Here is a 24,901-nt window from a genome sequence, read left to right on the forward strand (position 1 = left end):
TTTTTTGCTATAATCTCGCCCAATTTTCATTTACAAAATAGAGATTAATTATGTCAGAAACGACCATGACCGATAACTACGGTGCATCCAGTATCAAAGTATTAAAAGGGCTAGATGCAGTACGTAAACGCCCGGGTATGTATATTGGTGATACCGATGATGGCACCGGCTTGCACCATATGGTGTTTGAGGTGGTGGATAACGCGATTGATGAGGCATTGGCAGGTCATTGTTCCGATATTATCGTGACAATTCATGATGATAATTCGGTGTCTGTGCAAGATGATGGTCGTGGAATTCCCGTGGATATTCATCCGGAAGAAGGTGTTTCAGCAGCGGAAGTGATTATGACAGTGCTTCACGCAGGCGGTAAATTCGACGATAACTCTTATAAAGTATCAGGTGGTTTGCACGGCGTGGGGGTATCGGTAGTCAATGCGCTTTCTGACAAATTACAGCTTACTATTCGTCGTCAAGGTCATGTGCATGAACAGTTCTATCATTTAGGTGAACCGCAAGCGCCATTAACCGTGATTGGTGATACTGATGTCAGCGGTACGACCGTGCGTTTCTGGCCAAGTCCGGATATTTTTGCCATCACAACGTTTGATTACAAAATTCTTGCAAAACGCTTGCGTGAACTTTCGTTTTTGAATTCCGGTGTATCTATTCGCTTGATTGATAAACGTGATGGCGCAGAAGATCATTTCCACTATGAAGGTGGGATTCAAGCCTTTGTTGAGTACTTAAACAAAAATAAAAATCCAATTCACCCGAAACCTTTCTACTTTACGGCAGAAAAAGACGGTATAGGTGTGGAAGTGGCATTGCAATGGAATGATGGTGTGAATGAAAACGTTTATTGCTTCACCAATAATATTCCGCAACGTGATGGCGGCACACACTTAGCCGGTTTTCGTGGTGCTCTGACCCGTAGTTTAAACAACTATATGGAAAGTGAAGGTCTATTGAAAAAAGAAAAAGTCGCAACTTCAGGCGATGATGCTCGTGAAGGTTTAGTGGCGATTATTTCTGTGAAAGTGCCAGACCCAAAATTTTCTTCGCAAACGAAAGATAAATTGGTTTCTTCTGAGGTGAAGAGTGCAGTGGAATCGGCAATGAATGAGAAAATGCAGGAATATTTATTGGAAAATCCTGCCGATGCGAAAATCATTGTTAATCAAATTATTATGGCGGCACGGGCTCGTGAAGCAGCCCGTAAAGCCCGTGAGATGACACGCCGTAAAGGCGCATTAGATATTGCCGGACTACCGGGTAAACTTGCGGATTGCCAAGAAAAAGACCCTGCGCTTTCAGAACTTTACCTAGTGGAGGGGGATTCCGCAGGGGGGTCGGCAAAAGTAGGGCGAGATCGCAAAACCCAAGCTATTTTGCCATTAAAAGGGAAAATTCTAAACGTTGAAAAAGCCCGTTTTGACAAAATGCTTTCTTCTCAAGAAGTGGGAACGTTGATTACTGCATTGGGTTGTGGTATCGGGCGTGATGAATATAACCCGGATAAATTGCGTTACCACCATATCATTATTATGACTGATGCGGATGTGGATGGCTCACATATTCGTACGCTTTTACTTACATTTTTCTATCGCCAAATGCCGGAGCTTATTGAGCGCGGTTATGTGTATATCGCCCAACCACCGCTTTATAAAGTGAAAAAAGGCAAACAAGAACGTTACATTAAAGATGCGGACGAGATGGAACAATATGAATTAACGCTTGCGCTTGATGGTGCTACGTTACATATCAGTGAAAACGCGCCGGCAATGAATAGCCTTGTTTTTGAAAAATTGGTCGCAGAATATAACAGCGTACAAAAATTAATTGTGCGTTTAAGTCGTCATTATCCAACGCCATTATTGCAAGGCTTAATCTATCAAGCTCCGCTTACTATTGAGATGATGCGTGACGAAAGTGCGGTTGAGAATTGGGGTAAATCTTTCATTCAACAACTAGAAGAAAAAGAAAGCGAAGCACATCAATATGCGATGCGTACTCAATTCAATGCCGAACGTCAAGTCTATGAAGCGGTCATTACCGTTCGTAAACACGGCATAGATAACGATTACTTTATTAACTTTGATTTCGTAAGCGGTAATGAATATGCGAAAATTGTTTCACTCAATAATCAATTAAATGGCTTGTTAGAGGACGGAGCCTATGTTGCTCGTGGTGAAAAAGTACAGCCGGTACGCACCTTTGAACAAGCCGTAGAATGGTTAGTGAAAGAATCTCGCAAAGGTTTGGAAGTTCAACGCTACAAAGGATTAGGTGAAATGAATGCTGATCAGCTTTGGGAAACGACGATGGATCCAAATGCACGCCGTATGTTGAAAGTGTCTATTAAAGATGCCGTAGCGGCTGATCAACTCTTTACAACCCTAATGGGCGATGAGGTAGAACCGCGTCGAGAGTTTATCGAATTGAATGCATTAAGAGCAAATCTCGATATTTAATCAAAAAGCAGAAAAAAATGACCGCACTTTTACTTTTATAAAGTGCGGTTTTTTTGATAAAGATCACAAAATAAAAATTATTCTCAATATCATTATTTTTTTCTTTGGTTTTCTTTTTTATAATTCGCCGTAAGTTTTATCTAAGGAAATCATTATGAAAAAGAATAAACTACGAATAACGGCTTACAGCCTGTTACCTATGGGCATTGTTTTATCAAATATTAATGTCGCAAATGCAGAAGAAAAATTAGATGAAATTAACGTTCAAGATGAACTGGTTTCAACCCGCCAAACCCAATCCTCAGTAATTCACAAAAATGCAGAAACCATTCAAAAAGAGTTGATTCGCGATACTCGAGATTTAGTTCGTTATACCTCCGATGTTGGTATCAGTGATAACGGTCGTTTTTTGAAAGGTTTTTCTATTCGAGGTGTTGAGGGTAACCGAGTTGGCATAAGTGTTGATGGTATTAATTTACCGGATAGTGAAGAAAATTCTTTATATGCCCGTTATGGCAACTTTAATAGTTCACGTTTATCTATTGATTCCGAATTAGTTCGTGAGATCGATATTGTGAGAGGCGCAGATGCATTTAACTCAGGAAGCGGTGCGTTGGGTGGCGTTGTGGCTTATCGTACACTTGAAGCAATTGATATAGTTAAGCCCGGCAAAAAATTTGGTGCGCTATTACGTGGCGGCTATGCCGGAAAAAATAGTGAATGGGTTCGTACCTTTGGCATAGGTTATGTTGGTGATAAGTTTGATGCATTACTTATGTATTCCCAACGTACCGGCCATGAAATGAAAAGTAATGGTGATGGGGATTTATATTACCACAGTGAAAGCCAGCATCCCGATCCGTCAACACATCGTTTTCATAGCTATTTAGCTAAATTAGGCTATCAAATTAATGATCATCATCGGATTGCCTTTGCTATAAACGGTCAAAAGGGCAATCGTTATACGGATGAACGTAGTTACACGCTTTACGGCGGAGCTTGGCGCGAAGCCGATGACCAAAATAAACGCTACAATATTAACCTAAATTATACCTATGTATCCGAATCAAGTTGGTTATCTTTTGCGAAACTGGATTTGGATTATCAAAAAACGAATCTTGCGGCGGTTAATTACAAAGGCGGCACTAACAGATTGACGCAAGAGAAAGAACTTGATGAAATTTTTGACAGAAGAATGAAAACTGAGTTTAAACGTGCAAATCTAGAATTTGAAAGTATGCCGTTTAATTTATTGGGAGAGCATACACTCACGTTAAAAAGCTATATGAGTGAACGTGAATTTAAAAATATTAACCACGATAGAATCGGTATTGGGAAAAGTTATGAAAGCGATGATTGGTACACGATTCAACGTCCGGTTAAAACAAAAATGTATGGCATTTCTTTAAAAGATCACATTGTATGGAATCCTATTTTTTCTTCTGATTTAGGCATTCGTTATGACTATGCCAAATTAAAACCTAAAGCCCTTAATGCACAATGTTCTAAAGCTTGTTTGGAAGGCGGAGAACTAAACCCAAGTAGCTTTGCGAATTGGAGCGGTTTTATTGGATTAAATGCTCAGGTTACGGAAACATGGAAACTAGGTTATCAGCTTTCCACCGGCTATCGTATTCCAACGGCATCGGAAATGTATTTCACCTTTCAAAATGCTTATGGTTCTTGGCGGGCAAATCCGGATTTAAAATCAGAACGTAGTGTTAGCCATACCATTTTCGCGCAATCCCGTAGTGATGTAGGATTATTTGATGTCAGTGTTTATCAGTCCCGCTATCACAATTTCTTATTTGAACAAGAAAGTGTTATCACCTCTTATTCTTATGGGAAAAAATTTCAGAGTTTAGAACAACAAATGGTCAATATTGATCGTGCGAGAGTGAGCGGCATTGAAATAAAAACCCACTTAAATTTAGATCAAATGGCTTCATTTATTCCAAAAGGGTTTAAATTTTATGGTTCGTTAGGTTATAGCAAAGGTAAACTTTCAAACGGAACCGATTTACTCTCTATCCAACCAATAAAAACCGTATTTGGATTGGATTATGAAGATCCGAACGGGAAATGGGGTATTTTTAGCCGTTTCACTTATTTAGGCGGTAAAAAAGCAAAAGAGGCAAAAACGATTGAAAATAATCGATATTGCATTCGAGAAGAATTTGATTATTGGTATGGCATGCTTCAATGTGTCGAACATGAATACAAACAAGAAATTGTGACTTACAAATATCTCAATAAATCCGCTTTTATTACCGATTTATTCGGTTATTACAACCCAACGGATAGCATTACGTTACGTGCGGGTGTTTATAATTTGTTTGATAAAAAATATCACACCTGGGATGCGTTACGGGGAATTAATGCGCATAGCACAACAAATGCCGTTGACCGTAACGGTCACGGGCTTCAACGTTTCTACGCACCGGGCAGAAACGTTGCCGCTTCCGTTGAGATTCGTTTCTAGCATTTTTTAAGCTGTTATACAGAAAGTACGCATTTTGTTAGGCGTACTTATTTTCGTTTTAGGAGTAATCGTTATGATGATAGATAAGCGTCTGATTAATACTGTGGCGGAGAGTAAAAAATGGATTGCAGTTACCGTACTTTGGAACTGGTTTGCTTTAGTCGGCGGTATTGTCACGGCAGTCGTATTTTCATATATCTTACAAGCCTCATTGTTAGGCGATCTTCGCATACCAAGTGCGGTTGGTTTGGGCGCAATTTTGCTGGCTGCACTGGCTCTGCGGGTATTTGCCGGTAAAAAATCCGTACAGGCATCTTATTTTGCCAGCACAAGGGTGAAGCATGAATTACGCAGTTTGATTTATCGTAAATTGGCGGGAATGCCGCTTAATCAAGTTAATCAACAATCTACCTCAAGTATTATTCAGGTTGCCTCAGAAGGCGTGGAGCAATTAGAAATCTATTTTGGGCGTTACTTACCCCAGTTATTTTATAGCTTGCTTGCCCCTCTCACCTTATTCTTTTTCTTAGTCTTTTTTAATGTACCGACCGCATTCATTTTGTTGGTGTGCGTACCGCTTATCCCAATGTCTATTATTGCCGTGAATAAAATTGCCAAAAAACTCTTGGCAAAATATTGGGCGATCTATGTCGGGCTGGGAAGTAGTTTTTTAGATAATTTACAGGGTTTGATTACACTAAAAATCTATCAAGATGACGGCTATAAAGCTAAACAAATGGATGCGGAAGCGGAACAATTTCGCACCATTACAATGAAAGTGCTGACAATGCAGCTTAATTCCGTTTCATTAATGGATTTACTCGCCTATGGTGGCACAGCTGTCGGGATATTAACCGCACTTTTGCAATATCAAGAGAATCAAATCAGTATTTTAGGTGTGATATTGTTTATCTTGCTTGCCTCGGAATTTTTTATTCCCTTGCGTTTATTAGGTTCTTTTTTCCATGTGGCAATGAACGGTAAAGCCGCCTCCGATAAGATTTTTACTTTGCTTGATACGCCTGTGGAAACACAACAAAGTGCGGTCGGTTTTGCTGCAAAAAATAATGTGCAAGTAGAAATACAGGATTTACATTTTGCCTACTCCGAGGAAAAACCAGCGATTCAAGGTTTGAATTTAACGATTCCGTCAAATCAACTCACGGTTTTTGTCGGTAAAAGCGGTTGCGGAAAATCCACACTGGTATCGTTATTAATGGGATTTTACAAACCGCAGAAAGGTGAGATTTTATTTAATGGGCAAAATGTCGTTGAAATTAACCGAACTTCCTTTTACGAAAATGTTTCATTGGTTAGCCATAGCAGCTATGTGTTTAAAGGTTCTTTGCGTGAAAATATGCAAATGGCAAAAACCGATGCCTCCGATGAACAAATTTACCAATGTTTGGAACAAGTCAATTTAGCCGACTTTGTGCGTGAAAATGGCGGTTTGGATATGCCTTTATTAAGCCGTGGCACAAATTTATCCGGCGGTCAAATTCAGCGTTTAGCCTTGGCTAGAGCGTTGTTGCATAATGCGAGGTTTTATATTTTTGACGAAGCCACCAGTAATATTGATGTAGAAAGCGAAGAGGTGATCTTGAAATTTATCCGACAATTTAAACAACACAAAACGATTGTGATGATTTCCCATCGCCTTGCTAACGCAGTGAATGCAGATAATATTTATGTGTTGGAAAAAGGTAAATTGATTGAGCAAGGCACGCATACTACCTTAATAACAGAAAATGGCGCTTATGCGGAAATGTTCCGACAACAAAAATCTTTAGAGCAAATTAGAGAGGTGGTAAATGCGTAAAAACGGATTTTTAGTGATGTGGCAGTTACTACAGCTGGTCAAACCGCTTGCACATATTATGCTGTTTACCATCACAATGGGAACGCTCGGCTTTCTAAGTGCGATTTTTATTATGGTGTTGGGGGCAATGGGGTTGGCTCATCTGCTTGGTTTTGACGGGCATTTAAATTTAACCCAAATTTTGACCGCACTTATTGTCCTTGCCGTTGCCCGTGGCATATTACGTTATTTAGAGCAAATGTCCGGTCATTATATTGCGTTCAAATTGCTGGCATTATTGCGTGATAAAGTCTTTTCCGCTTTACGTCGTCTGGCATTTGTTAAATTGCAGGATAAACAAGCCGGTCAGCTTGTATCTTTAGTCACAAATGATATTGAGCTGCTTGAAGTATTCTACGCTCACACCATTGCACCGATTATGATTGCATTCTTTACTTCTGCCATTTTAGTGTCGGTATTTGCTCATTTTTCCCTATGGTTTGCCTTAATAGCGCTTGCTGCATATCTTTGTATTGGCGTGGTTTTACCGATCATCGCGACTAAATTAGCCCGTGAAGACGGCAGACAATATCGCGAACTTGTGGGGGAAATGAATGATTTTTTCCTCGATAGCATCCGTGGTATGAAAGAAATTCAGCTTTTTGGTTATGCAAAAAAACGTTTAGATGAAATCCGACAACGCAGTCAATCCATCGATCAGGCATTTCGTAAAATCAAAGATCAAGAAGGTAAAGTGCGGGTTTATACGGAAATTGCGGTTTCCGTGTTCAATATCATTATTTTATTTATTGGTTTGATTTTATTCAGCTTGAATAAACTGGATTTTGCCGGTTTTTTAATCGGAGTAATTTTATTGATGTCGAGTTACGGCCCGGTTATTGCCTTGAGTAATCTTTCCAGTAATTTATTGCAAACTTTGGCATCCGGTGAGCGGGTATTGAGTTTGTTGGCGGAACAGCCCGTATTAAAAGAGGTAGAAAGTGCGGTCAATTTAGACAATGTTTCTGAAATTCGCGTAGAAAACCTGAGTTTTACTTATGGTGACGAACTAATTCTCACGGATATTAATTTGCAGTTACAGAAAGGACACATTTTAGGTATTCATGGCAGAAGCGGTAGCGGAAAAAGCACGTTATTAAAGCTTTTAATGCGTTTTTACGATCCGCAACAAGGAAAAATTTGCATTAACGGTACACCGCTTGGCGATATTAATACGGCGAGCCTGCGTGACAATATGGCGTATATAACCCAACAAACCTATATTTTTAATGACACGATTGAAGAAAATATTCGTCTTGCGCACCGTTCTGCGACGCAAGATCAAATCATTGAAGCCGCTAAACAGGCATCAATCCACGATTTCATTATGAGTTTACCGGCAGGTTATCAAACTAAAATGACGGAATTGGGCGGCAATCTTTCCGATGGGGAAAAACAACGCATTGGTATTGCCCGTGCTTTCTTACACAATGCCCCAATCATTTTGCTGGACGAGCCGACGAGTAATCTGGATAGTTTAAACGAGGCGATTATTTTACAATCATTGCGCAACGTTAAGGCGGATAAACTGATTATTCTTGTCAGCCATCGCCAATCCACAATGGCAATTTGCGATCAGGTTATTAGAATAGAAAGCGGGCGGATGTCGTAAAAAAGTGCGGTTGAAAATGACCGCACTTTTTTGTTGTAACATTAACCTTGAAAGTGAGGCAGATAATTAAACATCATTAAAAAATGGGCGATGGCAACAAATACACCGAATAAAGCCGTGAAAATAATTAACCCGTTCCCTCCGCCAACACGAAATCCCGCCATATAGTGGCGTTTTCTTGATTTGTAAACCAAAAGTGCCGGAATAATGCAAGTCCAAATCGTTGCTACCGCACCGGCATAACCAATGGCTTTCAAGAAGCCCAATGGAAATAGGATCGACATAATGAGGGGTGGAAAGAAGGTCGCAATCCAAGATTTTGTGCGTCCGCTTTTGCTGTTATCAAATTTAAAGAAATCGGCAAGATAATCAAATACGCCTAATCCTACGCCAATAAAGGAAGATAAAATGGCGGCGATGGAAAACGCATTAATCATTTGTTTAACCGTATTTGATTCAATAACATTACCGAGGGTATTCAGCAATACATCTAAATTTCCACCGCTCTCCAGAATAGGCGCAAATTGATCGCGCGGAAGATTACCAAAAATAACAAAAATCCAAATGAGATAAAGTGTTAGGGCAATCCCTGTTCCTCCTAAAATGGCATATTTTGCTTTCCGTTCTTCGCCATAATATGCGCGCATACTACAAACGGAGTGATGATAACCAAAGGAAGTTAAGGCAACCAGAAACATCCCAATCGCATATTTTGCATAATCGCCTTCTTTTCCGCCAATATCAAAAAGATTATCCAAAGAAATATTGACGGCTAACCCAGAGATACTAATAACAAAAGTGAGCCCCATAAAGACAATCAGTAAGACGGAAATGCGATCTACAATACGGGTGGAATGCCAGACAAAATACGAAAAGATTAATACGAATACAGTCGAACAAATGGCTAATCCGAAAGAACCTAAGTTAATCCATGGTTTAATTAAGTTTTCTATGATGCCGCCGGAAGCAGTGGTATAAGCATAAAGTAAGATCCCTCCTACGAAATAGACGGCAAGATTATTAATCGCATTAATGGTGGAACCCAACATATCTTTCGTGACGGTACTAAATGACGCTCTTAAATCATAGGTGGAGTAGGCTTCAAGCAATAACCAGCCTGATAATGTCATGAGTATCATGGTTAAACAAATTGCGACAGCAGACCATATTGTCCATGCGCCTGCACCCGAGGTCGGTAATCCAAGCATTCCGGCACCCACGCAAACGCTGGCAATAATACAGGAACCACCGAAAATGGAAGGTTGTTTTTTCATATTGAATCCTTATCAATAACAATGTATTGAAATAAGTCTTTGATAAAAAATGCAGCTCAAAATGAACTGCATTTTCTAGGATAATTTTTTTATGATTCCACTTCTTTCAATCGTGCGGTGAAATGACGTAAAACTTTCGGCTCATAAGTAAAGGTTAATCCTTTAATATTTGCTGCGTTTTCTTTCACCTTTTGGAAGGCTTCAATAATGAAATCCATGTGGGTTTGGGTGTAGGTCGCACGTGGAATCGTAAGGCGTAATAACTCGGCAGGACAAGGCAACTGTTGTCCTGTTTTTGGATCTCTTCCTAATAAAAACGAACCAATTTCGACCGCTCTTATGCCGGCAACTTTATAAAGTTCACAAGAAAGGGCTTGGGCTGGGAATTGCTCCGGCGGAATATGCGGTAATAATTTACCGGCATCAACGAAAGCGGCGTGCCCGCCGGGTTGTTGGCAGGCTACCCCAATGCGTTCAAGTCCTGCAACCAAATATTCAATTTGTGCGATACGATAAGCTAACCATTCTTGCCGCATTCCGTCACGTAAACCGATTGCTAAACGTTCCATGGCTCCGCCTTCTAAACCGCCATAAGTCGGGAAGCCTTCTTGTGCAACGCAAAGGGTGCGACATTCATGATAAACCTCTTCCATGGATTGATCTTTGAAGGCTAAAATCCCCCCCATTGGCACCATTGCGTCTTTTTTGGCAGACATTGCCAAACAATCGGCATAGCGATAACTTTCGTAAGTGATTTGTTCGATTGTCCAATCTTTATAAGCGTCTTCACGTTGCTGAATAAAATAGGCATTTTCAGCGAAGCGGGCGGAATCCATAATTACCGGAATATCGTATTTCCGTGCAATTTCATACATACCTTTTAAATTAGCGATGGAAACAGGTTGTCCCCCGGCGGAGTTACAAGTGATGGTACAAACGATATAAGGCACATTATTCGCACCGACTTCTTGAATACCTTGTTCCAATTTTTCTAAATCAAAATTACCTTTGAACGGATATTTTACTGAAGTATCAAAGGCTTCTTTGATATAAATGTTACGCACGGTTGCCCCATTTATTTGGCTATGACCTTGTGTGGTATCGAAGAAATAATTGGAAAATACAACCATTTTACGGCGATCCAAGCCTTTTTCTCGCTCACGTTTGGCAATTAATACGGGGATATAAATTTGTTCCGCACCTCGGCCTTGATGAGTTGGGATGGTGTATTCATAGCCAAAAATTTCTTTCACGGAATTTGCCAGCGCATAATAGCTACGACTGCCACTGTAAGCTTCGTCACCGCGCAACATTGCAGCCTGCATATCTTGTGTTACCGCACCGGTACCGCTGTCGGTTAAAAGATCGATGAAAACATCCTGACTATCTAGTAAAAATGGGTTCATTCCTGATTTTAAAATTGCCTCTTCTCGATATTCTCGGGTTGTTCTTTTCACCGGTTCAATAACTCGAATGCGGAAAGGTTCGGGTAAATGTTTAAAATTTTCCATAGCAAAATCCTCAAAAATTAATTTGATTAATTTAAGTAAAAATTATTTTCTAAAATGAAAATAGAACGGTAGTAAATAGAAAAAGAAAGGATGGCGGACTATGGAAAATAGAAAGATAATCTTGGATCGATAAGTACCCAAGTTTGGTTCGGTGAAAGCAAGTTAAGCATATTAAAATCCTTTGTAAGAAAATAGAAACTTAATACTACTAACGGCTTACTTCTAACTACAAAGTGAGGTCAGAATAATACAAAAATAAAATCTGTCATCTGTTATTTTTTTAATTTGTGAAGCCTGTCACACAATATTTTTCTGTTCTGTTTAACAAAGAAGTTTAAATAAATTGAGCTTTATCACTTATATTTTTAATCGATTTTCGTAATTGTAGGGTAGGGCTGAGGGTGAGTGTTTGATAAGGCTCATTCGGGTTTTTTATCCGTTGCAGTAATAATTCTACGGCGAGTTTGCCTAATTCGGCTTTAGGCTGACTGATGGTAGAAAGAGGGGGAGAAAGATAACGGGAAAGTTCGATGTCATCGTAGCCAATGACGGAAATATCCTCCGGAATACGTAAACCCTGTTGTTGAAGCACCTGATAAGCACCAACCGCAATGGCATCGCTGCAACAAAATACGGCGGTTGGGCGATGTGGTATCGCAAGCAATTTTTGCATACCGGCGGCACCGCCTGCAAAATCGAAATGGCTTTCCACAATCCAATGGGGATTGAGTGGGATTTTCGACTCCATTAAGGCTTTTTTGTAACCTTTTAAGCGATTTTGTGCAACAGACTTTTTTAGATTGCCGGTGATAATGGCAATTTGTTGATGACCGGCATCAATCAACGTCTTAGTTGCTAAATATCCGCCAAGTTCCGAGTTTTCGAGAATTTTGTCGGCGTTTAATTCGGTAAACCACCAATCCATTACCACCAATGGCACGGAAACGGTCAGTTCCGTATCCGCATTAAAACGGCTGTCGCCACACATCAATAATAAGCCGTCCACCTGTTTATGAAGTAGTGTCCGTAAATTTTGTTGTAATCGTCCGGCATCACCTCCGGTGGTGGCAATAATGAGATTATATTGATGTTGCTGGCAATATTGCTCTACGCCTGCCATGACTTCGGCAAAGAAAGGATTATTGGTTGCGGTAACAAGCAACCCGATGGTTTTTGTTTCGCGTACTTTCAGGCTACGCGCCACAGCGGATGGCGTGTAATTCAGTTCTGCTACCACGCTCATTACTTTTTCTCGAATTTCATCGCTGACAAAGCGTGAACCGTTAATGACGTGAGAAACCGTCGAAGTCGAAACCTTTGCCAATCGGGCAATATCTTTCATCGTTGCCATAGAAACATCGCTATTTTTAACCGCACTTTTAGTTGTTTGTGAGAAATTCTAAGGTTTCTTGACGACTTGGAATAGACGGTTGTGCGCCTTCGCGTGTTACGCTAATCGCTGCAGCGGCTTGTCCGAAACGAATCGCTTCATCAAGGGATTGCCCTGCCAATAAAGCGGTAATGAAACCAGCGTTGAAGGTATCGCCCGCCGCCGTGGTATCTACCGCTTGTACGCGGAATCCTTTCATCATTTGGCTTTTGCCGTATTGGCTGACAAACACGCCTTTTGCGCCGAGCGTAATGATCACGCAGCCGATACCTTTTTCGTGAAAAACACGCGCGGCATTGACCGCACTTTGTTCATCCGTTACGCGTACGCCGGTAAGAATTTCTGCTTCAGTTTCATTTGGCGTGATAATGTCGATTAAGCCCAATAAGTGATCGGATAACGGTTGGGCTGGTGCAGGGTTTAACACCACTTGTACGTTATGTTTTTTCGCGATTTGTGCGGCAAGTTCTACACCTGAAATCGGAGTTTCCAATTGCATCAGTAAGCAATCTGATTGGGCAATCCGTTCTTCAGCGTTACATACGATTTGTTCGTCTAAAAATGCATTTGCACCACGGGCTAGCACAATGCTGTTTTCACCGGTTTGAGCTACTTGAATAAACGCCATTCCGGTCATTTCTTGCGAAACCGTCTTGATATGGGCGGTATCAATGCCGTCCTGCGTAAAAGCATTTTTCATCGATGCACCTATACCATCATCCCCAATGCAACCAATAAACGCGACCTTAGCCCCCAAACGTGCTGCCGCAACGGCTTGGTTTGCCCCTTTACCACCGTAGGCGATGTGATAATTCTTACCCGTCAAGGTTTCACCGGGTTTGGCAAAATAAGGGACGGCAATAACATGATCGGCGTTGATGCTGCCGAGAACAGTCAGTTTTTTCATTGTTGATCTCTAATCCGTTGGGGCATTTTTACCCGTCAGCTGTAACATATTGATTTGATTGTAGGCGGATAAGTGTCCGCCTACAAATGATTATTCGGTAATGACTTTCAAATCAACCGGAATTTGTGCTTCTACTTTCTCGCCTTTTAACACTTTGTCTGCTGTTACCACACCGAGCGAACCGATTAAATCAGGCTGTTGCGCCACGGTTGCCGCCAATTTCCCGCTTTTCACGGCTTTTATCGCATCATCAGTGCCGTCAAAGCCTACAACCAGTACGTTTTTATTGGCCGCTTTAATGGCTCGCAACGCACCCAATGCCATTTCATCGTTTTGTGCAAAAATCGCTTGCACCTCCGCTTTGCTGGCAAGTAAGTTTTCAGTTACGTTTAAACCTTTTGTGCGATCGAAGTCCGCCGGTTGGCTGGCAAGTACATCAAATTTATGTAATTGAACCGCCTGTTTAAAGCCTTCGCCGCGTTCGCGTGCAGCAGATGTGCCGGCAATCCCTTCAAGTTGAATCACTTTTGCACCGTCACCTAATTTTTGTGCGATAAAATCCCCTGCCGTTTTACCACCGGCGACATTATCGGAGGCAATATGACTGACGACTTTACCTTTTGCCGAGCCACGGTCTAACGTAATGACCGGAATATTATTGCGGTTGGCAATGGCAACGGCATTGCTTACCGCTTCGGAATCGGTCGGATTAATCAAAAGCACTTTTGCACCGCGAACGGTTAAGTCTTCTACGTTGGCTAATTCTTTTGCCGGGTCATTTTGTGAATCAAGCACCACCAGTTTGTAACCTAATTCATCCGCTTTTTTCTGTGCGCTGTCTTTTAAGGTTACAAAAAACGGATTATCCAAGGTAGATACCGCTAAGGCGATGGTATCCTGTGCGTAAGCCGTGCCGGAAACGGCTAAACCTAATAATACGGTGGAACTAAGTGCGGTCAATTGTGTAGCTAATTTTTTCATAATTTCTCCTTAAAGTAAGTTACAGTTTTTTTGTACCAAGATAGTTATCGGCTAAAACGGCAACCAGAATAACCAACGCTTTTGCTATCATTTGATAGTAAGATGAAATATCTAATAAATTCAGGGCATTATTTAAAAATCCGATAATCAATGCTCCAATGAGTGTTCCCATTACACGCCCTTTGCCGCCCATTAAGCTGGTTCCGCCTACAACGACCGCCGCAATCGCATCAAGTTCATAGGATACGCCGGCGGTGGGTTGTGCGGAAGATAAACGGGAAGTAACAATTAAACCGGCAAGGGCGGATAAAAAACCGCTCACAGCGAAAACAAACACTTTGATTTTATTAACATTAATACCGGAAAGTTGGGTGGCGGATTCGTTACCGCCAAGGGCATAAATATAGCGCCCGATCGGGGTGTGTTTCAAAATATACCAAGCCACCGCGAACACCACCGCCATAATCCAAATCGGCACCGGAATTCCCAACAGATAACCCGTACCAAGGGTGGCAAATACATCGGCGCTGTCAGAAAATCCCGTTGTAATCGGGCGACCGTCCGTATAAACCATGGTTACGCCGCGTAATAACGTCATGGTAACAAGGGTAGCAATAAAGGCTTGCACTTTCCCTTTGGCGACGATCATCCCGCTGATACCGCCAAGCATTGTGCCGAGTAACAAGGTTGCCGGAATGACCAGTAAAATCGGCAGTTCAAGGCTGATCATTGAAGCGGCAATTGCGCCTGTGAGTGCTAAGACCGATCCCACAGAAAGATCAATCCCTGCAATTAAAATCACGAACGTCATCCCCACGGCGATGATGGCATTCACGGAGGTTTGACGCAAAATATTCAGAATATTATCCACACTGAAAAAATTCGGATTAATCATCGACACAATAGCAATGAGAATAATCAGTGCAATAAAAGAACGTTGTTCAATCAAAAATTTCCCAAATTGGAAACGAGAAGTTTGGGTTGTCATCATGTTTACCTTAAAAATTTATCCGTAAAATCGACCGCACTTTTGAAACCGACTTTAAGTCTATTTGCCAATGGCGGCGGCGAGTAATTTTTCTTGTGTTGCTGCTTCACGAGAAAATTCTGCACTGATTTTGCCTTCGTGCATAACCAAAATGCGGTCGCTCATACCAAGCACTTCCGGCATATCGGATGAAATCATCAAAATACTCAAGCCGTCTTTTTTAAATTCGTTGATCAGCTGATAAATTTCTTTTCGTGCGCCCACATCCACACCGCGTGTCGGCTCGTCTAAAATCAACACGTTTGGGCGGGTCATCAAACCGCGTGCAATCGCCACTTTTTGCTGATTGCCGCCGGAAAGCAAGCCCACTTTTTGTTCACGGCTTGGGGTTTTAATGTTAAACATCGCAATAAAATCATCCACCGCCATGCTTTCCGCTTGGTGGTGAATTGAACCTTTTTGAGAAAAATGTTCAAGTGCGGTAAGCGACATATTTTCTTTTACGGACATCCCTAAAATAAGACCGTCGCCTTTGCGATCTTCAGAAATATAGACAATGCCGTTGTTCAAGCCGTCTTGTGGCGTGCGATTTTCAATCTCTTGATTTTTTAACCGCACTTTGCCGGCGGTTTTCGGTAAAGCACCGTAAAGTAATTTGCCAAGCTCTGTTCTGCCAGCCCCCATTAAGCCGGATACGCCCACAATTTCGCCGGCATAAAGTTTAAAAGAAACATCATTAATACCACTGCCACTGATATGTTCGACATTCAATACGCAGTCGCCTTTTTCTTGTGGCAGGTGCGGATACTGTTCGTCGAGGCGGCGACCCACCATCATTTCAATCAACTCATCTTCGGTCAGATTCGCCACTGCCCGTTCGCCGATAAATTGTCCGTCACGTAAAACGGTAACGTCGTCGCAAATTTGGAAAATTTCTTTTAAACGGTGGGAAATATAAACAATGCCGTGTTTTTCCGCTTTAAGCTCAGCAATAACGTTGAATAAAGCCTCCGTTTCCGTATCGGTTAATGCGTCCGTCGGTTCATCCATAATGATAACCTTAGATTCAAAACTTAACGCTTTGGCGATTTCCACCATTTGCTGTTCGCCGATGGAAAGTTCGGAACATAATTTTTTGCTACTATGGGTTACGCCTAAACGTGCTAACAGTTTGTCTGCTTCGGCGTGCATTTTTTGCCAATTAATCGCCCCCCAGCGTGTTTTAAATTCACGCCCAAGGAAAATATTTTCTGCAATGCTGAGATTGCCCACTAAATTAAGCTCTTGATGAATAATGCTAATACCGGCCTCTTGAGACGCTTTTGGCCCGTTGAACGATACTTCGTTGCCAAGATATTCAATCGTCCCGGTATCTTTGGAATAAATACCGGTCAGCACTTTCATCAAGGTTGATTTGCCCGCACCGTTTTCGCCCATCAATGCCATTACACGGCCGGCATACACTGACAGACAAGCCTTATTCAAGGCTTTCACACCGGGAAAGGATTTATTTACACCGCTGATTTTGAGTAGGGTTTCCATCATTTTACCTTCGTTAAAACGGCACGCCGGAATATAAAATCACATTGGCATAAGGCGAACATTCGCCACTGCGTACAATCGCTTTGCTTTGCTGGGTATGTTTTTTGAAGATTTCGTGCGGCACAAATTCCAGCTGAATTTGATTGCCTTGAGCAGTTTCAAGTTGTTGGAGTTTCGCTAAAAGTGCGGTCAATATTTCAGGATTTTTTTGTTTGATTTCCTCGGCGATCAAGGCACGCTCCACAAACATTTCATTTATAACAACATCGAAGGTTTGTAAAAAACGTGGCACACCGGCGGTAAGGGCTAAATCTATACGTTCCACATTTAATGGAATCGGTAGTCCGGCATCACAAATGGTAATGCTGTCGGTATGACCTAAAGTCGCAATGCAATGAGAAAGTTGTGCATTTAATAACATTGTTTTTTTCATCAAAAAATCCTTTTAGGTTTATCGAAACGTTTCGATGGCGTGGGGAAATACTAGAGAGAAAAAATAGAAATACAATGAGTAAATGTTAAATTTGTGAGAATGATCACAGAATTTTAATAAGATCATTTCTAAGGGATGAACCTAACGCAGTCAGAAAGTCGTGAATAATGATTGTGTATAGCGTTAAGATTATTTACTATGCATTCAGATAAATAACAATGCAAACACAGGGGGACACAATGAAAAAGCAGCTTTTACTCAGTATTTTGGCAGGGGCAGCGACATTTTCAAATGCGCAGGAATTGACCTTTGGTACGGAACCGAGTTACCCGCCTTTTGAAATGACAACGGAGAAAGGTGAGTTGGAGGGGTTTGATATCGATATTGCGCAAGCCATTTGTAAAGAAATTCAAGCAACCTGCCATTTTAAAACCCAACCGTTTGACGCTTTAATTCCTAGTTTGAAAGCAAAGCGCTTTGATGCGGTAATGTCGGCAATTGATATTACGCCATCCCGAGAAAAACAGGTTTTATTCAGTGATCCTTATTATGATAGCTCGGCAAGCTACGTTGCATTAAAGGGAAAAGGAAATTTAGCGACAGCGAAAAATATCGGGGTACAAAACGGCTCGACTTTCCAGCAATATACCGTTGCCGAAACTCCTCAATATTCACCGAAATCTTACGTTAATTTACAAGATGCGATTTTGGATTTGCAAAATGGGCGGATTGATATTGTGTTGAGTGATACGGCATTGTTGGCGGATATTATGGTGAAAGAGCCAAATATTGAATTTGTCGGTGAGAAAATCACCAATGAGAAATATTTTGGTCGCGGTGTAGGGATCGCATTACACAAATCCAATCAAGCCTTGCAAGAACGTTTAAATCAAGGTTTGAAAGCGATTAAAGAAAAGGGTGAATATCAAAAAATCTATGATAAATGGATGAAAAAGTAATTTAAAAAAACGGTAAAAAAACAGACCGCACTTTTGCTAGACAAAGTGCGGTTTTTTTATCTCATCAAATCAACGTTGTGTTGATTAACCGAAGCAATAAAAAAGCCCACGCTAAGGTGGGCAAATGGGGTTACAGAAATTTATTGTTTAATTGATTTATGCAGATCAAATTTATAAGACACGAAACCATATAATGTCCAACCAATGAAAGTGGCGATTGAACCGTATAACATCGCTTGTTCACCGGCTGCATAAAGGGCATATATGCTATACACCGAACCGATAAATGCAACGAGCACGGTTGTTTTATATTTGCGCGTTGGTACATTTTCCGTTTTTAACAGCACGGCTAATGCCGCCATAGAAAGTAAGTACGGAATGACATTGGTGACCACAGCTAAATCAACCAATACATTAAATTGTTTATTTAATGATGGGCTGATTGTCAATAAAGATAATAATGTTTGAATCGCTGTAATGGTTACCATACCGATAATTGGTGCGTCTTTGCTGGTAACTTTTTTGAAAAATGCAGGGAAATAGCCTTCTTCTGCGGAAGATTTGAATACTTGTGCAATGGTAAACTGCCAGCCTAGTAAAGAACCAAAACAAGACATAACCATTAATCCCATAATAACTTTACCGACAGTTTCATTAAACATGTGGGCAAAAGCCAACCCGAATGGGGCGGTAGATTGTGCTAAATCCATATTTGGTACGATACCGGCAATCACATTGGTTGAAACAATATAAATTACCGCCGCTCCAAGTGTTCCTCCCAATACGGCAATAGGTACGTTTTTCTCCGGATTTTCAACCGCATCGGAATTGGCGCAAGCCGATTCTAATCCTAAGAACGCCCATAAGGTCATAGAGATAGATACTCCAATCGCTTCAAAGGTTGGGACATTATGAGGATTCCAAGCGCTAATGTATTGTGAACCGTCAAACCAATACCAACCGACGATACTAATACCAACAACAGGAATGATGACCCCCCAAATGGTGAACGAACTAATATTTCCTGTAATTCTTGCACCGCCGAAGTTAAGCACGGTAGCAAGCCATAATGTAAAAATTGTCCACAGTGCAATGGAGAGCGGTGAAAGGGCTGTGCCTAACAGTTCGGAACCGTAACCTACGGCAGAAATTGCAATTGCCGTGTTGGCAATAACCAATGAGACGCCGTAGGTGTAATTTGCCATAAAGTTACCCGCTTTACCGAAAGAATATTCGGCATAGCCGCCCATACCACCGGATTTTTTACTGAACATACCGCATTGTGCGAATGCGTAAGCGAGAGCGGTGGAACCTACTGCGGTCACTAACCAAGAGACGATAGAAATAGTTCCGATTTCTGCTAATTTGGTCGGTAGCATGATAACGCCGGAACCCATCATATTTACCATCGTGAGTATGGTAAGTTGTACCACACCGATTTTATTACTTTTTGTACTCATAATTTATTCCTCAAGTGCGGTCATATTCTCATTAAAAAATGACCGCACTTTTTTAGCGATTAATGTTCATTTAATACGTAACCATAGGCACGAGTCCGTCCGTCAGGATCTTTTTGTAGATAGACCCCTTGGATTTCCGGTGCAAAGCCGGGTAAGGTATTAATGCCTTCTTCTAGCGCTAAGAAATATTGTTGAGCAGTTGTACTCCATCTTTCTCCCGGTACTACACAAAGCACGCCCGGAGGGTAAGGAAGCGCACCTTCCGCCGCAATTTTGCCTACAATGTCGGTGAGTGAAACTAATTCCACATTGTTGCGGATTAATTCAATGTTGGCATCGTGAGGATTCATCGCATATTCAGGTAAGGTCGCTTTACGGAATAAGTCTTTCTGTAATTGTTTTACATTGCGACTGACGTAGAGATCATGCATCTCTTGGCATAATTGACGAATGGTATAACCTCTGTAACGTTCCTCGTTATTTTTGTAAACGGTAGGTAATACATCTTGTAATGATGAATTTTGTTTGATATGTTTTTCAAACAATGCGATTTGGGCGACTAAGGTTTGCATTTTTGTTAAGGTTTCAGCAGGCGTTAACAAAAATAAGATGGAGTTCAAATCGCATTTTTCCGGGATAATACCATTTTCACGTAAGTAGTTTGCTAAGATGGTAGCCGGAATACCGAAAGATTCGTATTCACCGCTTTCTAAGCTAATACCCGGTGTGGTGAGCAAGAATTTGCAAGGATCAACGAAGTATTGTTCATCTTCATAACCTTCAAATTTATGCCATGTGTCGGTTGGATGGAATTTGAAGAATTCAAGGTTTGTCGCGATTTCTTCAGTATCGTAGTCCTGCCATTTTTTGCCTTTTATTGTCGTAGGAATAAATGGACGAATCAGTTCGCAATTATTTAAGACTAATTTACGTGCCTCAATCCCTACTTTTACACAATCATGCCATAAACGGCGACCGGCTGCGCTACCTTGAATTTTGGCATTCACATCCAATGTTGCGAATAATGGGTAGAACGGGCTGGTGGAAGCGTGCAACATAAAGGCATTATTAAAACGTTTGTGATTAACATAACGACTTTGACCTTTAATATGTTTGTCTTTTTTGTGAATTTGGGAGGCTTGTGAGAAACCTGCTTGTTGTTTATGAACGGATTGCGTCACGATAATGCCGGGATCGTTTTCATTAAGTTCTAACAAGAGAGGAGAGCAATCTTTCATCATTGGAATGAATTGTTCGTAACCGACCCAAGCGGAATCAAATAAAATATAGTCACAAAGATGGCCAATTTTATCTACCACTTGACGTGCGTTATAGATAGTCCCATCGTAAGTACCTAATTGAATCACGGCTAAACGGAACGGACGTTTTTTCTCTGCACTTTCAGGTGCGACTTCTTTGATTAAATCTCTTAAATAACTTTCTTCAAAGCAGTGGCTGTCAATACCACCGATAAACCCGAACGGATTACGGGCAGTTTCAAGATAAATCGGGGTTGCTCCCGCTTGAACCAATGCGCCGTGATGGTTGGATTTATGGTTGTTTCGATCAAATAAAACAAGATCGCCTGGTGCTAGAATGGCGTTTAATGCAACTTTATTCGCAGAGGACGTACCGTTTAATACGAAATAGGTTTTATCGGCATTAAATACTTGTGCGGCATGTTTTTGTGCATCACAGGCAGCGCCTTCATGAATAAGCAAATCGCCTAGTTTGACATCGGCATTACAAATGTCCGAACGGAAAATGTTTTCTCCGTAGAAATCATAAAGGAAACGCCCAGCGGGATGTTTGCGATAATATTGACCGCCTTGGTGTCCTGGACAATCAAAGGCAATATTCCCCATTTCTACATATTCGCTGAGCATTTTGAAAAATGGCGGAAGCATTTTTTCTTCATAAAGTTTAGCGGCCGTTTCAATTTGACGACTGTAAAGTTGGATATCATAACCGTTGAAATCTTGGATATGGTAAACGGAATCGTAAAATTCAGGTGAAAGCGGTTGTTCGGCGGTTTGTACAACAAAAACAGGAATATTAAATTCAGTTTCTTTAATGGAATCAATAAATTGATCTATGTCGGAAGAACTTAATACAATAGCCGCAACATCAGTAAAATCAGTTTGTTTAATTTCTACCATATCTCTTTTCGTTAAGAAATATTGGGTAACTGCCGGGCTATATGCAATTTTTAATTTAGGCATAATTAACTCCTTATGTATATTTTGAGATAAAAAGAACGCCTGCATTATAAAAATAATGCAAATTCACTCTTTATTTTTTTAAACAATAAGAACACTTTCACTAATTAATAAACATTAGTTATTGATCCTTATTTATTTAAAATTTGGAATATTAACTTTAAACAAGAGATAGTGACTTTATTTAGTCATGTTTGTTTTTTTAAAGTAAAGTCTCTCTGAATAGTTAGCACACTATTAGAGAGCTAAATGGGATGGTTTATTTTGAGAGGCAAAAACGGAATAAGAAAAACAAGAACGATGCGATGGCATCATAATATGTCTCGTTCTACGAATATGAGCCATTAAAGATCGTCCTTTTATTGGATTGAGGCTTAAAAGGCGTGAAGCTTTTGTATATACTTGCATAGAGTCCCCCTTAATATCTACACAATTCAACATATCTACCTTGGTTGTCATTCTGCTCCTTCATAAAAGTGTAAGCAATAATTAATATTTAAAAATGTGATCCTTGTCAAAATAAATTTTACTTTTTTATTTTTTATAACATTTATTTAACATTAGTTGTGTTTATTTTTATATTTTTATCAAAGTTATATTCAAAATTAATTTAAATTTGTCATGGTTAGATATTCCTTTTTTAATTATTTAAAAAATAAAAAGATTGGGTTTAGTAAGAGAAAATATCTTTAATAAAATTAAAATCTTATTATGACAGGCTGAAATCTTATTTTTAGCAAATTTCAGCCTGCTCTAATACCACTTTTTGTAGAACTTTAATCCCGGCTTCAATATCTTTCCATTCCGTAAACTCCAGTGGGTTGTGACTAATACCTAAATGTGATGGTACAAAAATCATACCTGTCGGACAGAGGGTTGCCATATGCATTGCATCATGTCCTGCTCCGCTAGGCATAATTTCATACGAATAACCAAGGGATTTAGCCGCATTTTCAATCTGTTCAATCATTGCTTGTGGAAGGACGACAGGGTTATCTTTTGAGATCAGTTGGAATTCAATAGATAATCCGCGCTTTTCGGCTACATTTTCGATTTCTTTTTGTAATACCGCTAAAACCGAATCACGAGCCTCTGTATGAATGCCTCGAATATCAACAAGTAATTCACAGTAGCCGGGAACAACATTCATCACACCCGGTTTCGCAGTCAGATTTCCGACTGTCGCTACGGTTGAATGCTTAGCATTAATTGCAGCCTGTTCAATGGCAAGAGAAAGTTCCGCACCGCCCAATAATGCATCGTGACGATAGTGCATGGCTGTTGCACCGGAATGATCGGCTTGTCCGTTAATTCTCACAATTCCTCGAATTGGCGCAGCAATTCCTGTCACGACGCCAATTGTTTTATTTTCATTTGCTAAACGGGGACCTTGTTCAATATGAAGTTCAAAGAAACATTTGAACTCTTTCCCATCACGTTTAGCCTGATTAATTAAATTAAAATCCATCCCTATTTTAGCCATTGCTTCAGCTAAGGTATTGCCTTGTTTATCACGTAGTCGGCTTAATTTTTCTTGATTTATCACCCCACACATCACTTTACTTCCCAATGTGGCAAAGTTAAAACGGCTGGATTCTTCACAGGTGAAAACGATTAATTCCAGTGGATAACGGGTTTGAATATTTTGCTCGCACAACTGTAGGAGTATCTCTAATCCGCCAATCACACCTAAAGGACCGTCAAATTTTCCTGCATTGACTACCGTATCAATGTGGGATCCAAATGCAACAGCGGGTAAATGATCTTCTTTCCCTGCTTTACGAATGAAAAGATTGCCAATGGCGTCTCGTTTGACTGATAAATTGTATTGGCGGCATAATTCAATGATCACATTGTGTGCTTTTTCATCTTCGGTGGTAAATGCCAAACGTGTCAGCTCATCAGAAGAAGACGAGATTGATTCTAATTTTTCTATTAAATGTTGTACACGCTGAAGATTCACTAACATAGTATTCTCCTGTTATTTTTTGACTTTTATCATGTAATAATTATTTTTTATTTAGAAGATCATTTTTATCCTATATTTTCTATGCATAATGATAGCGTTATTAAATATTTACTTAAAAAGGGTAGAAAATGAAAACAATGTTACTGCTCAGTAGTTCAAAATACAAGGAAACCAGATATTTAGAGCATGCTGTACCTTGGTTACAATCTTTTTTAAATGATTATCGTGGGAAAAAAATCGCGTTTGTTCCTTATGCGGGAGTGCGCCGTACTTTCGATGAATATGAGAAAACTGTGCAGGAGGCATTATCAGATATAGAGATGGAAATTATTTCCGTCCATCACGGTAAACAACATCGGGATATTATTGAACGGGCTGATGTGATAGCCATTGGTGGCGGTAACACGTTTTGTTTATTAAGACAGTTGTACGAACATCATTTAATTGAAGCCATTCGGGAAAAAGTAAATAGCGGGACGCCGTATTTTGGGTGGAGCGCAGGGACGAATGTAGCAGGACGTTCGATTATGACGACCAACGATATGCCCATCACTTATCCTCCTTCTTTTTCTGCATTGCAATTATTTCCTCATCAAATTAATCCTCACTTTATTTCCGGCAAAATACAAGGTCACAACGGTGAAAGTCGCGAAGAGCGTTTGGCTGAATTTTTACTCGTCAATCCGACCGCACTCGTTTATGCTTTACCAGAAGGATCGGCATTGCATATTCAAGGAGAACAGGCGACAGTGCTGGGTGAAAACCCTATTTTACGTTTCAGTGAAGGTATGCAATGTGAAGCCTTTGCTGTGAATCACACTTTTTCTTATTAACCTAAAAGG

19 protein-coding genes are annotated in these 24,901 nt (G+C 40.5%); 6 read left to right on the forward strand and 13 right to left on the reverse strand.

All coding sequences use genetic code 11. The features are described 5' to 3' along the window. The first annotated feature begins 50 nt into the window (after positions 1-50). From gyrB to cydC, 4 genes are all read left to right on the forward strand, one after another. A complete protein-coding gene (gene gyrB, locus PNEUHYL_RS12680; protein ID WP_059368718.1) occupies positions 51-2,474 on the forward strand; it encodes a DNA topoisomerase (ATP-hydrolyzing) subunit B in 2,424 nt (807 codons plus the stop codon). Between the two features lie 199 nt (positions 2,475-2,673). Beyond that, on the forward strand, positions 2,674-4,956 hold the full coding sequence (locus tag PNEUHYL_RS12685; protein WP_239690327.1) for a TonB-dependent hemoglobin/transferrin/lactoferrin family receptor: 2,283 nt from the start codon (positions 2,674-2,676) through the stop codon (positions 4,954-4,956). A gap of 73 nt (positions 4,957-5,029) precedes the next feature. Further along, positions 5,030-6,775: an ABC transporter ATP-binding protein/permease gene (locus PNEUHYL_RS12690; RefSeq protein ID WP_059368720.1), complete on the forward strand. Its 1,746-nt coding sequence runs from the start codon at positions 5,030-5,032 to the stop codon at positions 6,773-6,775. Further along, a complete protein-coding gene (gene cydC / locus PNEUHYL_RS12695) occupies positions 6,768-8,426 on the forward strand; it encodes a thiol reductant ABC exporter subunit CydC (protein WP_059368721.1) in 1,659 nt (552 codons plus the stop codon). The genes PNEUHYL_RS12690 and cydC overlap by 8 nt, the downstream gene beginning before the upstream one ends. Positions 8,427-8,467: 41 nt before the next feature. Here the strand turns inward: cydC and PNEUHYL_RS12700 are convergent, their stop codons facing one another. From PNEUHYL_RS12700 to rbsD, 9 genes are all read right to left on the reverse strand, one after another. Beyond that, on the reverse strand, positions 8,468-9,700 hold the full coding sequence (locus PNEUHYL_RS12700; RefSeq protein ID WP_059368722.1) for an aromatic amino acid transporter: 1,233 nt from the start codon (positions 9,698-9,700) through the stop codon (positions 8,468-8,470). A gap of 89 nt (positions 9,701-9,789) precedes the next feature. Continuing rightward, positions 9,790-11,211: a tryptophanase gene (tnaA, locus tag PNEUHYL_RS12705; protein ID WP_059368723.1), complete on the reverse strand. Its 1,422-nt coding sequence runs from the start codon at positions 11,209-11,211 to the stop codon at positions 9,790-9,792. 98 nt (positions 11,212-11,309) lie between these two features. Then, complete coding sequence (tnaC, locus tag PNEUHYL_RS13995; protein ID WP_077434851.1) at positions 11,310-11,381, reverse strand: tryptophanase leader peptide; 72 nt, start codon at positions 11,379-11,381, stop codon at positions 11,310-11,312. A 164-nt stretch (positions 11,382-11,545) separates the two neighbouring features. After that, complete coding sequence (locus PNEUHYL_RS12715; RefSeq protein ID WP_059368724.1) at positions 11,546-12,562, reverse strand: substrate-binding domain-containing protein; 1,017 nt, start codon at positions 12,560-12,562, stop codon at positions 11,546-11,548. Positions 12,563-12,590: 28 nt separating this feature from the next. Next, positions 12,591-13,508 carry a ribokinase gene (gene rbsK / locus PNEUHYL_RS12720; RefSeq protein ID WP_059368725.1) on the reverse strand — a complete coding sequence of 306 codons (918 nt, stop codon included), beginning with the start codon at positions 13,506-13,508 and terminating at the stop codon, positions 12,591-12,593. Positions 13,509-13,598: 90 nt separating this feature from the next. Next, a complete protein-coding gene (gene rbsB / locus PNEUHYL_RS12725; RefSeq protein WP_059368726.1) occupies positions 13,599-14,489 on the reverse strand; it encodes a ribose ABC transporter substrate-binding protein RbsB in 891 nt (296 codons plus the stop codon). Between the two features lie 19 nt (positions 14,490-14,508). Continuing rightward, a complete protein-coding gene (gene rbsC / locus PNEUHYL_RS12730) occupies positions 14,509-15,477 on the reverse strand; it encodes a ribose ABC transporter permease (protein WP_059368727.1) in 969 nt (322 codons plus the stop codon). Between the two features lie 60 nt (positions 15,478-15,537). Continuing rightward, complete coding sequence (gene rbsA / locus PNEUHYL_RS12735) at positions 15,538-17,019, reverse strand: ribose ABC transporter ATP-binding protein RbsA (RefSeq protein ID WP_059368728.1); 1,482 nt, start codon at positions 17,017-17,019, stop codon at positions 15,538-15,540. A 13-nt stretch (positions 17,020-17,032) separates the two neighbouring features. Next, positions 17,033-17,452, reverse strand: a complete 420-nt coding sequence (rbsD, locus tag PNEUHYL_RS12740) for a D-ribose pyranase (RefSeq protein WP_059368729.1) — start codon at positions 17,450-17,452, stop codon at positions 17,033-17,035. 239 nt (positions 17,453-17,691) lie between these two features. On the opposite strand from rbsD, the gene PNEUHYL_RS12745 reads away from it, so the two are divergent. Then, positions 17,692-18,411, forward strand: a complete 720-nt coding sequence (locus PNEUHYL_RS12745; RefSeq protein WP_059368730.1) for a lysine/arginine/ornithine ABC transporter substrate-binding protein — start codon at positions 17,692-17,694, stop codon at positions 18,409-18,411. A gap of 140 nt (positions 18,412-18,551) precedes the next feature. Here the strand turns inward: PNEUHYL_RS12745 and potE are convergent, their stop codons facing one another. The 4 genes from potE to PNEUHYL_RS12765 form a co-directional block, all read right to left on the reverse strand. Further along, a complete protein-coding gene (gene potE / locus PNEUHYL_RS12750; RefSeq protein WP_059368731.1) occupies positions 18,552-19,871 on the reverse strand; it encodes a putrescine-ornithine antiporter in 1,320 nt (439 codons plus the stop codon). Positions 19,872-19,930: 59 nt separating this feature from the next. Next, positions 19,931-22,093 (reverse strand): ornithine decarboxylase SpeF, encoded by a 2,163-nt coding sequence (gene speF, locus PNEUHYL_RS12755; protein WP_059368732.1) that lies wholly within the window; start codon positions 22,091-22,093, stop codon positions 19,931-19,933. 234 nt (positions 22,094-22,327) lie between these two features. Then, positions 22,328-22,498, reverse strand: a complete 171-nt coding sequence (gene speFL, locus PNEUHYL_RS12760; RefSeq protein WP_110890523.1) for a leader peptide SpeFL — start codon at positions 22,496-22,498, stop codon at positions 22,328-22,330. A 325-nt stretch (positions 22,499-22,823) separates the two neighbouring features. Then, positions 22,824-24,059 carry a Zn-dependent hydrolase gene (locus tag PNEUHYL_RS12765; RefSeq protein ID WP_059368733.1) on the reverse strand — a complete coding sequence of 412 codons (1,236 nt, stop codon included), beginning with the start codon at positions 24,057-24,059 and terminating at the stop codon, positions 22,824-22,826. Positions 24,060-24,187: 128 nt separating this feature from the next. Between PNEUHYL_RS12765 and pepE the strand changes: the two genes are divergently transcribed. Continuing rightward, positions 24,188-24,892, forward strand: coding sequence for a dipeptidase PepE (pepE, locus tag PNEUHYL_RS12770; RefSeq protein WP_059368734.1), 705 nt, complete (start codon positions 24,188-24,190; stop codon positions 24,890-24,892). Positions 24,893-24,901 lie beyond the last annotated feature (9 nt).

Origin of the sequence: Rodentibacter caecimuris, from assembly GCF_001019715.1 — a bacterium.
Taxonomy (GTDB): Bacteria; Pseudomonadota; Gammaproteobacteria; order Enterobacterales; family Pasteurellaceae; genus Rodentibacter; species Rodentibacter caecimuris.

Bases quoted from the DNA above. Each gene is read 5' to 3' on its own strand.
- rbsD (WP_059368729.1), bottom strand. From the start codon at position 17,452: ATGAAAAAAACAATGTTATTAAATGCACAACTTTCTCATTGCATTGCG.
- PNEUHYL_RS12715 (WP_059368724.1), bottom strand. From the start codon at position 12,562: ATGGCAACGATGAAAGATATTGCCCGATTGGCAAAGGTTTCGACTTCG.
- speF (WP_059368732.1), bottom strand. From the start codon at position 22,093: ATGCCTAAATTAAAAATTGCATATAGCCCGGCAGTTACCCAATATTTC.
- PNEUHYL_RS12745 (WP_059368730.1), top strand. From the start codon at position 17,692: ATGAAAAAGCAGCTTTTACTCAGTATTTTGGCAGGGGCAGCGACATTT.
- gyrB (WP_059368718.1), top strand. From the start codon at position 51: ATGTCAGAAACGACCATGACCGATAACTACGGTGCATCCAGTATCAAA.
- PNEUHYL_RS12765 (WP_059368733.1), bottom strand. From the start codon at position 24,059: ATGTTAGTGAATCTTCAGCGTGTACAACATTTAATAGAAAAATTAGAA.
- PNEUHYL_RS12700 (WP_059368722.1), bottom strand. From the start codon at position 9,700: ATGAAAAAACAACCTTCCATTTTCGGTGGTTCCTGTATTATTGCCAGC.
- PNEUHYL_RS12690 (WP_059368720.1), top strand. From the start codon at position 5,030: ATGATGATAGATAAGCGTCTGATTAATACTGTGGCGGAGAGTAAAAAA.
- speFL (WP_110890523.1), bottom strand. From the start codon at position 22,498: ATGCAAGTATATACAAAAGCTTCACGCCTTTTAAGCCTCAATCCAATA.
- rbsK (WP_059368725.1), bottom strand. From the start codon at position 13,508: ATGAAAAAACTGACTGTTCTCGGCAGCATCAACGCCGATCATGTTATT.
- potE (WP_059368731.1), bottom strand. From the start codon at position 19,871: ATGAGTACAAAAAGTAATAAAATCGGTGTGGTACAACTTACCATACTC.
- PNEUHYL_RS12685 (WP_239690327.1), top strand. From the start codon at position 2,674: ATGGGCATTGTTTTATCAAATATTAATGTCGCAAATGCAGAAGAAAAA.
- rbsB (WP_059368726.1), bottom strand. From the start codon at position 14,489: ATGAAAAAATTAGCTACACAATTGACCGCACTTAGTTCCACCGTATTA.
- rbsA (WP_059368728.1), bottom strand. From the start codon at position 17,019: ATGGAAACCCTACTCAAAATCAGCGGTGTAAATAAATCCTTTCCCGGT.
- tnaA (WP_059368723.1), bottom strand. From the start codon at position 11,211: ATGGAAAATTTTAAACATTTACCCGAACCTTTCCGCATTCGAGTTATT.
- pepE (WP_059368734.1), top strand. From the start codon at position 24,188: ATGAAAACAATGTTACTGCTCAGTAGTTCAAAATACAAGGAAACCAGA.
- rbsC (WP_059368727.1), bottom strand. From the start codon at position 15,477: ATGACAACCCAAACTTCTCGTTTCCAATTTGGGAAATTTTTGATTGAA.
- cydC (WP_059368721.1), top strand. From the start codon at position 6,768: ATGCGTAAAAACGGATTTTTAGTGATGTGGCAGTTACTACAGCTGGTC.